Origin of the sequence: Micromonospora sp. NPDC049107 (assembly GCF_040648595.1) — a bacterium.
In the GTDB taxonomy this organism is placed as follows: Bacteria; Actinomycetota; Actinomycetes; order Mycobacteriales; family Micromonosporaceae; genus Micromonospora.
In genome coordinates this window covers 280,256-295,281 of sequence record NZ_JBEZEC010000004.1, presented here as the reverse complement: position 1 = coordinate 295,281, position 15,026 = coordinate 280,256, and the positions used below count along the sequence as shown (strand labels likewise).

At 72.4% G+C, this 15,026-nt stretch carries 11 protein-coding genes; 7 read left to right on the top strand and 4 right to left on the bottom strand.

Going from position 1 to position 15,026, the window contains the following annotated elements:
• Positions 1-19 precede the first annotated feature (19 nt).
• The 3 genes from AB0B55_RS12505 to AB0B55_RS12495 are packed head-to-tail and all read right to left on the bottom strand — an operon-like array spanning position 20 to position 3,004.
• Positions 20-1,198, bottom strand: a complete 1,179-nt coding sequence (locus AB0B55_RS12505; protein ID WP_357171728.1) for a hypothetical protein — start codon at positions 1,196-1,198, stop codon at positions 20-22.
• Entirely contained in the window at positions 1,195-1,731 is a 537-nt protein-coding gene (locus tag AB0B55_RS12500) for a SigE family RNA polymerase sigma factor (RefSeq protein WP_357129372.1), read from the bottom strand. Before AB0B55_RS12500 ends, AB0B55_RS12505 begins: the two co-directional genes overlap by 4 nt.
• 31 nt (positions 1,732-1,762) lie before the next feature.
• Positions 1,763-3,004, bottom strand: coding sequence for an MFS transporter (locus AB0B55_RS12495; protein ID WP_357129375.1), 1,242 nt, complete (start codon positions 3,002-3,004; stop codon positions 1,763-1,765).
• Between the two features lie 121 nt (positions 3,005-3,125).
• On the opposite strand from AB0B55_RS12495, the gene AB0B55_RS12490 reads away from it, so the two are divergent.
• The 5 genes from AB0B55_RS12490 to AB0B55_RS12470 all read left to right on the top strand — a co-directional run bounded on the left by AB0B55_RS12490 (position 3,126) and on the right by AB0B55_RS12470 (position 11,401).
• Entirely contained in the window at positions 3,126-4,919 is a 1,794-nt protein-coding gene (locus tag AB0B55_RS12490; protein WP_357171829.1) for an HSP90 family protein, read from the top strand.
• The gene (locus AB0B55_RS12485; protein WP_357129378.1) at positions 4,916-7,783 is read left to right on the top strand and encodes a hypothetical protein; all 2,868 of its coding nucleotides are present in this window, start codon (positions 4,916-4,918) and stop codon (positions 7,781-7,783) included. The genes AB0B55_RS12490 and AB0B55_RS12485 overlap by 4 nt, the downstream gene beginning before the upstream one ends.
• Before the next feature lie 66 nt (positions 7,784-7,849).
• Complete coding sequence (locus AB0B55_RS12480; protein ID WP_355048539.1) at positions 7,850-8,449, top strand: TetR/AcrR family transcriptional regulator; 600 nt, start codon at positions 7,850-7,852, stop codon at positions 8,447-8,449.
• A gap of 71 nt (positions 8,450-8,520) precedes the next feature.
• Positions 8,521-9,858: a biotin carboxylase N-terminal domain-containing protein gene (locus AB0B55_RS12475; protein ID WP_357171725.1), complete on the top strand. Its 1,338-nt coding sequence runs from the start codon at positions 8,521-8,523 to the stop codon at positions 9,856-9,858.
• A gap of 622 nt (positions 9,859-10,480) precedes the next feature.
• Positions 10,481-11,401, top strand: a complete 921-nt coding sequence (locus AB0B55_RS12470) for a hydroxymethylglutaryl-CoA lyase (protein WP_357129384.1) — start codon at positions 10,481-10,483, stop codon at positions 11,399-11,401.
• 54 nt (positions 11,402-11,455) lie between these two features.
• On the opposite strand, the gene AB0B55_RS12465 is transcribed toward AB0B55_RS12470, so the two are convergent.
• Positions 11,456-12,016: a snapalysin family zinc-dependent metalloprotease gene (locus AB0B55_RS12465; RefSeq protein WP_357129387.1), complete on the bottom strand. Its 561-nt coding sequence runs from the start codon at positions 12,014-12,016 to the stop codon at positions 11,456-11,458.
• A gap of 163 nt (positions 12,017-12,179) precedes the next feature.
• Here AB0B55_RS12465 and AB0B55_RS12460 point away from each other — a divergent pair, with 163 nt between their 5' ends.
• A complete protein-coding gene (locus AB0B55_RS12460) occupies positions 12,180-13,712 on the top strand; it encodes an acyl-CoA carboxylase subunit beta (protein WP_357129390.1) in 1,533 nt (510 codons plus the stop codon).
• A 114-nt stretch (positions 13,713-13,826) separates the two neighbouring features.
• Entirely contained in the window at positions 13,827-14,975 is a 1,149-nt protein-coding gene (locus tag AB0B55_RS12455; RefSeq protein ID WP_357171724.1) for an acyl-CoA dehydrogenase family protein, read from the top strand.
• Positions 14,976-15,026 lie beyond the last annotated feature (51 nt).

The window sequence follows — 15,026 nt, the reverse complement described above, 5'->3', positions numbered from 1 at the left end:
AGCGCCAGCACTCCGCTGCTCAGCCGGCCAGCGCCAGCACGCCGCGCAGCTCGGCGATGATCCCGGTGATCTCGCCGGTCTCCGGGTCCCAGCGCGCCAGGGCGGCCGGTTCCAGGCGCAGCAGCACCGCGCCCTTGTTGTCCCAGCCCAACACCGGGCAGCAGCCCTTGGCGCGGTCCCGCCCGAGGTCGAGCAGGTGGGTCACCGAGCCGGTGCGCGAGTCCAGCACGGCCACCCCCTCCGCGCCGCTGATGTGGGCGTTGACGATCCACGCGGCGCTGGCCAACCGGCCCCCGTGCAGCCAACCCCGGCCGTAGAACTCGTTCACCTGATAGGGCGGCGGAAGCGAATCCACGGTGATCCGCTGTTCGGAGCGGACCGGGCCGTCGAGGGCCGTCCGGCTCTGCAGCTTCAGGCCACCGCGCTCGCCGACCAGCTCGAGCAGAGCCGCCCCGCGACCGGCCTCCGGATCGGGCGTGACCACATGCCAGGCCGACAGGTCGGTGGTGCTGGCCGCCTCGGTGTCCCGCTGCACCACGTACGTCCGGTCGTCGCCGCCGACCAGCACCCGGTCGTGCGCCCACACCACCAACTCCAGGTAGCCCTCGAGGGGGATGCGACGTACGCCCGCCGTGGTGAGGTCGACCATGATCAGCTCGTTGGTCTGCGCGAAAGCTGCCCACCGACCGTCCGGCGACAGGACTCCCGGCTTGACCGCTGTCGCCTCGTTGCCGCTCTCATCCCAGGTGGGTGCCGGCGTCACCACGTCCAGACTGCGGACCACGCCGTCGTCGCCGAGGATCCGGATCACACCGTCCGGTTGACCCTCCTCGCTCAGCGGCTGGAACAGCGCCAGCGCCCGCTGGACCGGTCGGGCGGACAGCGCCACGGTCGGCGGGCCGCTGATCCGGCTCAGCGGATCGGGTGGGTAGGTCAGCTTGGCGGGCGGGCGCTGCACGGGATCGGCGTGGGTGGGCGCGACGGTCGGCGCCACCGGATGGGCCAGGCGTGGATCGGGGGGCGGTCGCAGGGCGACCGCCGCGCCACCGGCCAACGCCACGGCCACGACGACCGCGCCGACGGCCCGTCGGGTACGTCGGGTACGTCGCGCCCGATCCCAGCCGTCCGACGCCGGTGCGCTGGGCAGCACGTCCTGCACGGTGACGGTGAACAGGTCGCGCAGGTCTTGCTCGTTCACTGGTTCACCTCCACACCGTTGGCGCCCCGACCCGGTCGGTCGTCCCCGGTGAGGGCGGGAGCAACCTCCCGGAGCCGCCGCAGCGCCAGGTGGCACTGGCTCTTCACGGTGCCGACGGTCACCCCGAGCGCCTCGGCCGTGGCGACCTCGGTCAGGTCCTCGTAGTAACGCAGCACCAGCACGGCGCGCTGCCGCGGCGGCAGCGTCCCCAGCGCGTCGTGCAGGGTCAGCCGCAGCGCGCCGTCCCGGTCCGGCGCGGCCCGCTCCGGCGGCGTGGCGCTGAGCCACTCCCGGCGACGACGTCGCCACCAGGACACCGCGTCGCGGTAGAGGATGGCCCGCACGTACGCGGCGGGATCGCCGTCGCGGACCGAGGTCCAGCGCAGCGCCAGCTTCAGCAGGGCGTCCTGGAGAAGGTCCTCGGCCTGGTGCCGGTTGCCACAGATCAGGAAGGCCGCGCGCAGGAGCCGGTGCTGGTTGCCTTCCACGAACGCGAGGTAGCCGTCGCGGCCGTCGTCCGCCGTCGATCCCATCCGCACCCCTTCCGGCCGCCCGCGGTGCGCGTCACCCGACAGACGCACGGGAGGGCGGAAAAGGTTGGACCGATTTTCCGGCCGGTCGCAGGATCCGCCACGCCACCACCGTCACCAGCGCGAAGACGCCCGCCGCCGCGCCCACCACCGGGACCGTCCCATGGGCGGCGGCGACCAGCCCGGCCAGCCCCGCGCCGACCGGCGCGGTGAGCAGACCGATCATCCGCTGGGCGGCGCCGACCCGACCGAGCAGCCTCGACGGCACCTCCCGCTGACCGTACGACGCCCACAGGCTGTTCCACACCACCGTCCCGGCGGCGAAGACGGCAAGCGCGAACCCGCCCGGCACCGGATGCCGGGCCAGCGCGAAACCGGTCAGCGCCACGGTCTGCGTGGCGAGAACCGCACCCAGCGCGGGTACGGTGCCGAGCCGGGCGGCGAGCCGGTCCGATGCCAGCGCCCCGGCGACCCCGCCGAGGATCACCGACGCGGCGAACAGCCCGTACCCGGCCGGCGGTATCCGCAGCACGTCCAGCGCGTAGAGCACCAGCACCGCCATCAGGCCGGAGATCGCCAGGTTGCTCGCCGCGGCGAGCAGGGTGACCCGCCACATGGTCCGGTGCGCGCGCAGCCACCGCACTCCCTCGACGACGTCGCCCCACACCGACGCGCGCCCGGTCGCCGGCGTGGCGGGTACGGCGGCCGGAGCGGTGAGGGCGAGCACGAGCAGGGCGGCCACCGCGAAGGTGACGGCGTCGAGAGCGAACGGGAGGGCGGGAGCGGCGGCGAACAGGACACCGGCGGCGGGAGCGCCGAGGAAACCCCCCGCCACCGCCGAACCCGCCTGGAGGCGACCGTTCGCCCGGGGCAGCGCGGCCGGCGGCACCAGGGCCGGGAGCACCGCGAAAGAGGCGGCGTCGAAGAGCGTTCCCAGCGCGGCGAGCAGGAACGCCGCCACCAGCAGGAGCCCGATGCCGGCCCGGTCGACGGCCACCGCCACGGCCACCGCCGCCACCACTGCGGCGCGTGCCCCGTCGATGCCGGCCATCGTCCGGCGGCGGTCCCAGCGGTCCGCGTACACCCCGCCGAGCAGGCCGAAGAGCAGCGGCGGTACCTGCGCGGCCACGGTGACCGCGGCGATGACCCGGGGGTCGCGGGTCAGCGTGGCCGCCAGGAGCGCCAGCGCCGGCGTCCGCAGCGTGTCCCCGAAGCGGGACGCCACGGCGGCGGACCAGAGCAGCCGGAAGTCCCGGCCCAGAACGGAGGAGGTCATGCCGCCGACCGTGCCGGTTCGACCGGGTCGAGGGTCAAGCCGCCGGGCGAAAGGGGGACGCGGGCCGCCGGTGATCTTGGGTACGGTGAGCGCCGGCATCGGGACCGGGGAGAGCACAGGCGTGGACCACACCTTCCAGGTCGACCTGCGTGGCGTGGTCGACCTGCTCAGCCATCACCTCTACGGCAGCCCTCGGGTCTACGTCCGAGAGCTGCTCCAGAACGCCGTGGACGCGATCACCGCCCGGCGTGCCACCGAGCCGGACGCGCCGGCGCTGGTCCGGATCGAACCCCCGGAGATCACCGGAGACGGCACCCTCCGGGTGCACGACACCGGCGTGGGCCTGACCGAGGCGCAGGTACACGAGCTGCTGGCGACCATCGGCCGCAGCTCCAAGCGTGACGAGTTGGGCTTCTCCCGGCACGAGTTCCTCGGCCAGTTCGGCATCGGCCTGCTCTCCTGCTTCCTGGTGGCCGACGAGATCCAGGTGCTCACCCGCCACGGCGACGATCCCACCGTCCGGTGGACCGGATACGCCGACGGCCGGTACGCGGTGACGGTCGCGCCGCCGGAGGAGGCCCGCGCCGACGTGGGCACCACCGTGACGCTGGTGCCCCGCCGTGATGCCGACCAGTGGTTCAGCACCCCGACCGTCGTCGACCTGGCGCGGCTCTTCGGCGCGTTGCTGCCGGTCACCGTCCGGGTCGGCGACGTGGTCACCACCGTCGGTGAACCGCCCTGGCCGACGACGCCGGGCACGCCGGTCGACCGGGCGGCGCTGATCGCGTACGCCCGCGACACGCTCGGGGTGGACCCGTTCGACGTGCTGCCGCTGAGCGTCCCCGAGGCCGGGCTGACCGGTGTCGCCGTCATCCTGCCGACCCCGGTGAACCCGGTGGCCCGTGCCGGGCACCGCGTCTACCTCAAGCGGATGCTGCTCACCGAGAACGCCGACGGCCTGCTGCCGGACTGGGCGTTCTTCGCGCACTGCGTCGTCGACGCGACCGAGTTGCGTCCGACGGCCAGCCGGGAGGCCCTGTACGAGGACACCCTGCTGACCGCGACCCGGGAGGCGCTCGGCGACCAGGTACGTGGCTGGCTGGTCCGGCTGTCGCGACACGACCCGCACCGGTTGGCCCAGTTCCTCCAGGTGCACCACCTCGGCGTGAAGGCGCTGGCCCTGCACGACGACGACATGCTCCGGCTGGTCGACAGGTGGTGGCCGATGGACACCAACGTCGGCACGCTCACCCTCGCCGAGTTCCGGGAACGCCACGGGGTGGTCCGCTACGCGGCCAGCCTCGACGAGTTCCGCCAGCTCGCCGCGGTGGCCGCCGCGCAGGACCTGGCCGTCGTCAACGCCGGTTACACGTACGACACCGAGCTGATCGAGCGGCTGCCGGCGGTGGACCGCTCGGTGCTGATCGAACGGCTCGAGCCGAGTGACCTCACCACCCGGTTCGAGGCCCTCGACCCCTCCGTGGAACTGGCGCTGCGGCCGTTCCTCACCGCCGCGCAGCGGGCCGTCGAGCGTTCCGGCTGCGAGGTGGTCATCCGGGCGTACGACCCGGTCTCGCTGCCCGCGCTCTACCTGGTGAGCCGGTCGGCGGCATTCAACGAACAGCTCGCCGCCAGCCGCGACCGGGCCGACGAGCTGTGGGGTGGGGTGCTCGACGCGCTTGCCGCCACCGCCCCACCGGACCGCCCGCAACTGGTGCTCAACCACCGCAACCCGCTGGTGCGGCGGGTCACGATGCTGGGCGACCCGGAGCTGGTCGGGCTCGCCGTCGAGGCGCTGTACGGGCAGGCGCTGCTGCTCGGGCACCACCCGGTCCGCGCGGCCGACGCCGCGCTGCTGAACGACGCCTTCCTCGGCCTGCTCGGCCGGGCCGTACCGGGACGGGAGCAGGCATGAGCGACGAGGACCTGTGGCGGGTGCTGCGCGGCATCGCCGACATGCCGTACGGGGCGGGGCAGATTGCCGCGCTGGAGCAGTTGCTGCGCCGGGTGGACGTCACCGACGACCGGCACCTCGCCTATGTGACCCGGATGCAGGCGACGACCGGGTACGTCTACGGAGGCGAGCCGGCGAAGTCGTTCGTCACGTTCTCCTGGTGCCTGTCCGAGTTCGACCGAGACCCGCAGCCCTACCACCAGCAGCACCTGCACCAGATGCTGTGGCACTTCAAGTACATGGTGTCGGGTCTGCTGGAGTTCCCCGAGGTGCCACTGGACCGCACGTACGCCGTGCTCGACGACATGGAGCGGCACTACCGGGCCGGCGGGCACAGCCTGCAGACCGTCCACAAGCACCGGTTCCGGGTCGCCGACCACGTGGGTGACGCCGAGGCGGCCGCGCACTGGTACCGGCTGTGGCAGACGACGCCCCGTGACGAACTGTCCGACTGTGCGGGTTGTGACCCGACGAGCCAGGTGGGCTACCTCGCCGCCACCGGTCGGGACGCCGAGGCGGTGGCCCTCGCCGAGCCGGTGCTCGCCGGCCGGCTCACGTGCACCGAGCAGCCGCAGGCGATCCTCACGGCGCTTCTGCTGCCGTACCTGCGCACCGGTCGGGGTGAGTCGGCGCGCGACGCGCACCGTGAGGCGTACCGCAAGCTGCGCGGCAGCCTCGCGGACCTGTGGGACATCGGCGACCACGTCGAGTTCTGCACGCTCACCGGCAACGAGGCGCGGGCGGTCGAGCTGGTCGAGCGGCACCTGGACTGGCTGGACCGACCGCCGTCGCCGGCCGCCGCCATGCACTTCGCGGCGACCGCCGCCGCCGCGCTGCGCCAGGCCGGTCTCGCCACCGTGTACCGGCGGGCCGCCGAGGGGCGGCCGGCGGCCGAGGTGCCGGCGTCGGCGCTGGCCGCCGAGCTGGCCGACAGGGCGACCGAGCTGGCCGCCCGCTTCGACGCCCGCAACGGCACCACCCACCAGTCGGAGTGGATCGCCCGTCGGCTCGCCGTACGACCCGGTGGTGAGCACCTGCCGCTGTCCGCGAGCGTTCGTCGCCGTTCGGCCCGAACCGGTGGGGACGCGCTGGCCGGCGGTGCGACGCCCGCGTCCGAACGGCCCGGCCGGGCTCCCGTCGAGGTGTCCACCGTGGCTCTACCCGCCGACGCCGACGAGCTGCTGACCGTCGCCGAGAAGAGCTGGGGCCAGCACGACCGGGCCACCTTCCGGGCGGCGCTGGCCGCGTACGACGACCGGTTCGACGCCGCCGACCTGCCACCGCGTACGGTCGCGCACCGACTGGCGCTGCGGGCGGCCGAGCGGGGCGACGAGGACGACGTCGAGGGTGCGGTCGAGCTGAACCGGGCGGCGTTGGACCTGTACCGCTCGGCGGGTGAGGAGCTGCCCGCCCAGGTGGTCGCGGGGCGGCTGGGTGTGCTGCTGACCCGCGCCGACGAGCACGCCGAGGAGGGGCTGACGTTGGCCCGGGAGGCCGCCGAGGCGCTGGATCGACTCGGTGACCCCCGGCAGCGCGCCGCCGGTTACGACCGGCTGGCGTTGGCGCTGCTGCACCGGCAACGCTGGGCGGACGCCCTGGCGGCCCTTTCCCGGATACCTGCCGACGCCGGTGGCGATGAGCACCTGGCGGCCCGGATCGCGCTGCACCGGGCACATCTGCTGGAGGGGTCCGACCGCGTCGACGAGGCCCTTGCCGCCGCCGTCCAGGCCCGCCGGATGGCCCGTGAGCTGGGCGTCGACGAGCTGATCACGGCCGCCTGCCTGGCCTGCGCCCGGACCGTCGACGATCCGGCGGAGGCGGTGGCCGCCTGCGACGAGGCGCTGCGGGTGGCGCCGGGGGACGCGGAGCTGCCCGTCCGGGTCGCCCGCGCGCGGGCACTGCTCTCCGCCGGCCGGGCCGCCGACGCGGTGGACGACTTCGTCGAGGCGGTGACGCTCTGCGTGGAGCGTGACGCCGAGGGGGACGCGTTCCTGCGCTGGGAGCTGGCGAACGCGTACCGGGTGGTGGGTCGGCTCGCCGAGGCGGCCGAGGTCGCCGAGGAGGCCGTGCTCGGCCTGGACCGCCTGGGCGCCCAGGCGGAGGCCGACCGCTGCCGGCACCTGCTGGCCGGGGTGTACGGCGGGCTCGGCGAGATCGACCCCGCGTTGGCTCTGCTGGAGCAGTTGTCCGTCAACCTGGACGGCCCGGACAACCTGCCCATCCGGGCCCAGGTGCTGGAGGAGGCCGGCGGGATCCTGTACGACGCCGACCGGGACGCCGCGGCCGCCGAGCGGTTCGCCGCCGCCGCCACGGCGTACCGGCTCGCCGATCTGCCGTTGGACGAGCTGCGCGCCCGTCGCCGGGAGGCGTACGCCTGGTTCTGGTCCGACAACCTGCCGGAGGCGGTCCGTGTCGTCGAACTGGCGGACGGGTTGGCGGCGGTGTTGGCCGGGCAGCCGGAGCCGCCGCCACCGGTGACGTACGAGCTGGCGATGATGGCCGAGACGGGCGCGCGGGTGCTGACCGGGGAGGGCCGGGCGGACGAGGCGCTGGCACGGCTCGCCGGGGTGCCCGACCGACTGCGGTCGATCGAGGCGTTCGGTGAGGCGGCCCAGGTGGAGGTCCTCGTGGGTGAGCTGCTGCTCCGACTGGACCGGCCGGTCGAGGCGGAGCCGCTGTTGCGGCGCGTACTCGGTGGGTTGCCGGCCGGATCGCGGCCGGTCCGCCAGACCGCGTGGTTGCTGGCCCGCGCGTTGGACCTGCTCGACCGGCCCGCCGAGGCGGCCGCCCTGCGACAGGAGCACGACCTCGACCCGGACGACTGACCGCTGCGGGCCGCCGACCGGTATCCGTCGCCCCACGGTGTCCGGCTCGCGGTCTACGCTTGCCCGGTGACGGTGGAGCAGCAGGCACGGGGGGCGGCGGGTACGGGCCGGCGCCGGTCCCGCAAGGACGAGATCCTGGAGATCGCGGTCGGTCTGTTCGCCGCCCGCGGCTACCACGGCGTGTCGATGGACGACATCGGCGCGGCAGCCGGGGTGACCGGTCCGGCGCTCTATCACCACTTCGCCGGCAAGGAGGCGATGCTGGCCGCGGCGCTGATTCCGGTCAGCGAGGGGCTGCTGGCCGGCGGGCGGGAACGCGCCGCCGGGCACCCGGACGACCCGCGCGGCGTGCTGGAGTCCCTGATCGACTTCCACGTCGAGTTCGCGCTGGCCAACCCGGCCGTGATCGCGCTGCACCTGCACGAGTTGGACCGCCTGCCGGAGGAGCCGCGGCGACGGATCCGCCGGCTGCAACGGATGTACGTCGAGGAGTGGGTGACGGTGCTCACGGCGCTGCACCCGGGCATGCCCGACGGCGAGGCTCGGGTGCTCGCGCACGCGGCGTTCGGCCTGATGAACTCGACTCCGTTCCTCGGCGGCGAGGTGGACCGCCGACGTCGGGCCGAGCTGTTGCGTGGAGCGACCCTGGCCGCGCTGCTCGCCTGAGCCGACTCGTCAGAAGTACGCCGGTCATGATTCCCTGACATCGTCCCAACATCCGGACGCCGGGAGGAAACATGATCGAGTCACTGCTGGTCGCCAATCGGGGCGAGATCGCCCGCCGGGTCATCCGGACCGCCAAGCGGCTCGGCATCCGCGCGATCGCGGTGTACTCGGAGGCGGACGCCGACCTGCCGTTCGTCACCGAGGCGGACGAGGCGGTCCTCATCGGCCCGCCGAATCCGGCGCAGAGCTACCGCAACGTCGAGGCGATCCTCGCCGCCGCCAAGTCGACCGGCGCGCAGGCCATCCACCCCGGCTACGGCTTCCTGTCGGAGAACGCGGAGTTCGCTCGTACCGTCGAGGCCAGCGGGCTGGTCTGGGTCGGACCCGGCGCGGACGCGATCAGCGCGATGGGCGACAAGATCAATGCGCGGAACCTGATGGCGGCGGCCGGCGTGCCGGTCGCGCCCGGCACCACCGATCCGGCCGCTGACCTGGACGCGGCCGTGACGGCCGCCGCCGAGATCGGCTACCCGGTGATGGTCAAGGCCGCCGCCGGTGGCGGCGGCATGGGCATGGGCGTGGCCGTCGACGAGGCCGCGTTGCGCACCGAGTACGACAAGGTGCGCGCCTTCGCCGAGCGGATGTTCGGTGACGGATCGGTGCTGATCGAGCGGTACTTCCCCCGGGTGCGGCACGTCGAGGTGCAGATCCTCGGCCTGGCCGACGGTCGGGTGGTGGCGCTCGGCGAGCGGGAGTGCTCGGTGCAGCGACGCAACCAGAAGCTCGTCGAGGAATCCCCGTCGCCGGCGGTCTCGCCGGAACTGCGAGCGCGCCTCCTGGCGGCGGCCGTCCGGGCCGGCGAGGCCGTGGGTTACCGCAACGCGGGCACGGTGGAATGCCTGTTGGACCCCACTTCCGGGGATTTTTTCTTCCTCGAGATGAACACGCGCCTTCAGGTGGAACACCCGGTGACCGAGTACGTCTACGGGATCGACCTGGTTGAGGAGCAGTTGCGGGTGGCGTCCGGGCTGGCGCCGACGTTCGACCCGGACGCGCTCGCGCCGAGCGGGCACGCCATCGAGATGCGGATCAACGCCGAGGACCCGAAGCGGTTCCTGCCCGGCCCCGGCGTGATCCGGACGTGGGTGGAACCGGCCGGCGAGGGTGTCCGGGTGGACTCCGGCTACACCGGGGGCAACACGGTGACGCCGTTCTACGACAGCCTGCTGGCCAAGCTGATCGTCACCGGCGCGACCCGCGACGAGGTGCTAGAACGCGCGCAGGAAGCGGTGGCCGCCTTCCAGATCGAGGGCCCGAAGAACAACGTCCCGTTCTTCGCCGAGCTGCTGGGCAACGAGGAGTTCCGCTCCGGCGCCTACGACACAGGAATCGTCCCCCGCATGCGCTGACCTGTTCCGATCCCCTACCTGTAGTTGATCAAGAGGGTTGCGTCATCCGTGGCCGGAATTTTGACGCAAACCTCTTGATCGACGCGGCTGGCGAGGGCCTGTCAGCGGCACCTGGGGAGGTTGTCGGGGTTGTCGGTCTTGTGCCAGGGTTGGTTGGCCAGGCGGGGTGGCTCGCCTCGGCTCTGGCCGGGGAGGCCGGGACCGCCGGTGTCCAGCCTCGGTGCACGGTGGTTGCCCGGTACCGGGCCGCTGGCCCGGAAGTGCCGGGCGCGCGTGCGCCGGCGCCCTCTCGACCGCACTCCGATGCGCTGCGGAGCTCTTGGAAGGACCGTCGCAGCGCTGACCACCGGAGGCGTCCAGACGGTGGGGTCGAGCCGATGGCTGGCCCCGCCGTCCCGCCGGCACCAACGTAGCCACCCGACCGCCCGCAGTTCCATGCCGCCGCCGGTGATGGCATCCTTCTGGCCTGATTCATCCGCCGAAGGGTGGTCCGGTGCTGGCTGGACGGCCCACCTCGGCGGAGAGCCATCGCACACCGTGTCCGTACCGTCCTCGGCGCTGGCGGTTATCCGGGCCGATGTCGCTACCGTTGCCCCACCAGGGCAGACAGTGAGGTGACCCCATGGCGGAACTGCCAAACTCCGTGTCGATCCGTGAGGTTGGGCCGCGGGACGGATTGCAGAACGAAGAGCCCATCCCCGCCGACGCCAAGGTGCGACTGCTCGACGCGCTCTCCGCCACCGGCGTACGCCGGATCGAGGCGGTGTCGTTCGTGCACCCCAGGGCGATTCCGCAGATGGCCGACGCCGACGAGGTGTGGCGGCGGGCGGCGAAGGTCGACGGGGTGCGGTATTCGGCGCTGGTGCCGAACACCCGGGGCGCCCAGCGGGCCCTGGCCGCCGGCTTCACCGAGATCGAGGTGGTGGTGTCGGCCAGCGACACGCACAACCGCCGCAACGTCAACCGCTCGACCGACGAGTCGCTGGACGACATCGCCGAGCTGATCGACCTTCTGCACGGGGCCTCCGCGCGGGTCGAGGTGATCGTGGCGACCAGCTTCGGGTGCCCGTACGAGGGGGACGTCGACCCGCGCCGTGTCGCCGGCATCGTCGACCGGGTCGTCCGCGACGGCGCGGACCGGGTGGCCTTCGGCGACACGACCGGCATGGGCACGCCGCGTCGGGTCCGTGAGCTGCTGACCGCGGTACGCGACCGCAACGCGCACGTGCCGGTGCTGCTGCACTTCCACAACACCCGGGGTACGGCGCTGGCCAACCTGCTGACCGCGCTGGAGCTGGGGGTGACCGAGTTCGACGCGAGCGTCGGCGGTCTCGGTGGCTGCCCGTATGCGCCGGGTGCGAGTGGCAACCTGGCGACGGAGGAGGCGGTGCACATGCTGCACGACATGGGCATCGACACCGGCATCGACCTGGACGCCCTGATCGAGGTGGCCGAGTTGGCCGAGGAACTGCTCGGCAAGACGCTGCCGTCCGGTGTGCTGCGGGCCGGCCCGCGTACGCGACTGACGCCGATGCCGAGCTGAGAACGCGCGGAAGGGGCCGGCGAACTGCCGGCCCCTTCGTGGTGCGCGGTTCGGTCAGCCCACCGTGGTGAGCGCCGACGGCCAGCTGTCGCGGAAGATGTCCGCGCTGCGGTCGGTCGCGCTGAACGTACCGGCGAACAGGTTGCTCACCCGGTTCGCCTCGGCGCTGCTCGGGTACGGGTTGGTGCAGCTGGTGCCGGCGCTGCCGCCGGACATCAGGATCGCGCAGTTGCCGTTGTAGTTGTCCGGCAGACCGAGGATGTGCCCGATCTCGTGGGTCATGATCCGCAGCGGGCTGTACTGCGCCGCCTGCTGGGTGTCGATGTAGACCCGGCCGTTGCCGAGGCTGGTCCGCACGGCGTACGAGCCGCCGCCGGTGATCTGGTAGATCCGCAGGTTGGAGCCGCAGTTCGCGGAGAGCGTCAGGTTGACGGTGGCGTTGTTCCAGATCGAGGCGGCCTGGTTGGCGGTGCCCGCGTAGGCGCCTGCCTGGCTGGTGTTGTAGCAGATGGTCATCGCGGCGGACGCGGGCGCGGGGTTGGCGACCGTGACGCCGAGCGTGGCACCTGCCGTCGCGACCAACGCGACGGCGAGCCGACTGAGTCGTGAGGTCATCGCTGACTCCTTATCCGGGAGGGGGTGCCAGGAGCCTATCCACAGAGATTAATAGATTTCAATGTTTCGTTCGAAGGAGCGTCGGCGCGGCATGGGTCGCCGGAGGGTGCGCGGATGCGATAGCCTAACGATCGTTCAGGTCAGCACGGGCGAGGGAGTCGGCGTGACGCTCGACGGTGAGGCGCTGGAACAACTGCGCAAGCGGGCCCGGTCCGGTGGCGCGGACAAGTACCACGCGGCCAACGAGGCCAAGGGCAAGCTCTTCGCCCGCGAACGCGTCGCGCTCCTCGTCGACGAGGGCTCCTTCGTCGAGGACGGCCTCTACGCCAACGCGCTCGCCGACGGCCTGCCGGCCGACGGCGTGGTCACCGGCACCGCCACGATCGACGGCCGGCAGGTCTGCCTGATGGCCAACGACTCCACCGTGAAGGCCGGCAGTTGGGGCGCCCGTACCGTCGAGAAGATCATCCGGATCATCGAGCGGGCCTACGGGGCCGGCGTCCCGATGGTCTACCTGGTCGACTCGGCCGGCGCCCGGATCACCGACCAGGTCGACCTCTTCCCCGGCCGCCGTGGGGCCGGCAAGATCTTCTGGAACCAGGTCCGCGCCTCCGGCTCGATCCCGCAGGTCTGCGCGCTGTTCGGCCCGAGCGCCGCCGGAGGGGCGTACATCCCGGCGTTCTGCGACGTGGTGGCGATGGTCGACGGCAACGCCAGCATGTATCTCGGGTCCGACCGGATGGTCGAGATGGTCACCGGGGAGAAGACCACCCTGGAGGCGATGGGCGGGGCCAAGGTGCACACCGCCGAGTCCGGCGTCGGGCACTTCCTCTGCAAGACCGAGGCCGACGCGCTCGACGTGGTGAAGACCTACCTGTCGTACCTGCCGGCGAACTGGACCCAGGCGCCGCCGGCCGCGCCGGCGGTCGCCGCGCCCGCGAAGGCCGACCTGGCCGCGCTGGTGCCGGCCAGCGAGCGGCAGGCGTTCGACATGCGACGGTACGTCAAGGGCCTGCTCGACGAGGGTTCCTTCTTCGAGATCCAGGCACTGTGGGCCAAGGAGCTGACCATCGGCTTCGGCCGCCTCGACGGCCAGGTCGTCGGCGTGCTCGGCAACAACTCGATGTTCAAGGGCGGCGTGCTCTTCGTCGACTCGGCCGACAAAGCCACCCGGTTCGTGCAGCTCTGCGACGCGTTCAACGTGCCGCTGCTGTTCCTCAGTGACGTGCCCGGCTTCATGGTGGGCAGCGCGGTGGAGAAGCAGGGCATCATCCGGCACGGCGCCAAGATGATCACCGCGATCTCCGAGGCGACCGTGCCGAAGATCTGCGTGGTCGTCCGCAAGGCGTACGGCGCGGGCCTGTACGCGATGGCCGGCCCCGGCTTCGAGCCGGACGCGACGATCGCGCTGCCCAGCGCCAAGATCGCGGTGATGGGCGCCGAGGCCGCCGTGAACGCCGTCTACGCCAACAAGATCGCGGCGATCGAGGACGCGGACGAGCGGGCCGCCTTCGTGGCCGCCAAACGGGCCGAGTACGAGCAGGACATCGACGTCGTCCGGCTCGCCAGCGAGCTGGTGGTGGACGCCATCGTCGAGCCGCACGACCTGCGCGACGAGCTGGTCCGCCGGTTCGCGGCGGCCCGCACCAAGGACCGCACCTTCTCCCGACGCCGCCACGGCGTCACCCCCGTCTGACCCGCAAGGAAGGGCCCCTACTTAACGCCTGGGGTATAGGAGGGGGCCCTTCCTAACGCTTCAGCCGCTTCCGCGTCACGAGCGCCGGGCGGCCCGCCCAGTAGGAGGATCGAGATGGACTTCCGGCTCACCGACGAACAAGCGGCGCTGCGGGAGAGCGTGCGGGACTTCGCCCGCGAGGTGGTTGCCCCGGTGATCGCCGAGCACTACGAGCGGCACACCTTCCCGTACGAGGTGATCCGGCAGATGGCCAAGATGGGCCTGTTCGGCCTGCCCTTCGACGAGGAGCACGGCGGGATGGGCGGCGACTACTTCGCGCTGTGCCTGGCCCTGGAGGAGTTGGCCCGGGTCGACTCCAGCGTGGCTATCACGTTGGAGGCGGCCGTCTCGCTCGGCGCGATGCCGATCTACCGCTTCGGCACCGAGGAGCAGAAGGCGACCTGGCTGCCCCGGCTGCTCAGCGGGGAGGCCCTGGCCGGCTTCGGCCTCACCGAGCCGGGCACCGGTTCCGACGCCGGCGGCACCCAGACGCGGGCCGTGCTGGACGGCGACGAGTGGGTGATCAACGGCGCGAAGGCGTTCATCACCAACTCGGGCACCGACATCACGGCCATGGTGACCGTCACGGCGGTGACCGGCACCAAGCCGGACGGCTCCAAGGAGCTGTCGACGATCATCGTGCCCACCGGCACGCCCGGATTCACGGTGGCTCCGGGTTACTCCAAGGTCGGTTGGACCGCCTCGGACACCCACGAGCTGACCTTCGACGACTGCCGGGTGCCGGCGGCCAACCTGCTCGGTGCGCGCGGACGGGGCTTCGCACAGTTTCTGCGGATCCTCGACGAGGGCCGGATCGCGATCGCCGCGTTGGCTGTCGGCCTCGCCCAGGGCTGCGTCGACGAGTCCATCAAGTACGCCAAGGAGCGGCACGCCTTCGGCCGGCCGATCGGCGACAACCAGGCCATCCAGTTCAAGATCGCGGACATGGAGCTGAAGGCGCACACCGCGCGCCTGGCCTACTACGACGCCGCCGCCCGGATGCTTGCCGGCGAGCCGTTCAAGCGGCAGGCCGCCATCGCGAAGCTGCACGCGAGCACGATCGCGGTGGACAACGCCCGGGAGGCCACCCAGATCCACGGCGGCTACGGATTCATGAACGAGTACCCGGTCGCCCGGTTCTGGCGGGACTCCAAGATCCTGGAGATCGGCGAGGGCACCAGCGAGGTGCAACGCATGATCATCGCCCGCGATCTGGGCCTCTGATCCCACCCCTCGGGCGATCACGGGGGTTACCGACCACTCCCCGTCGATCGA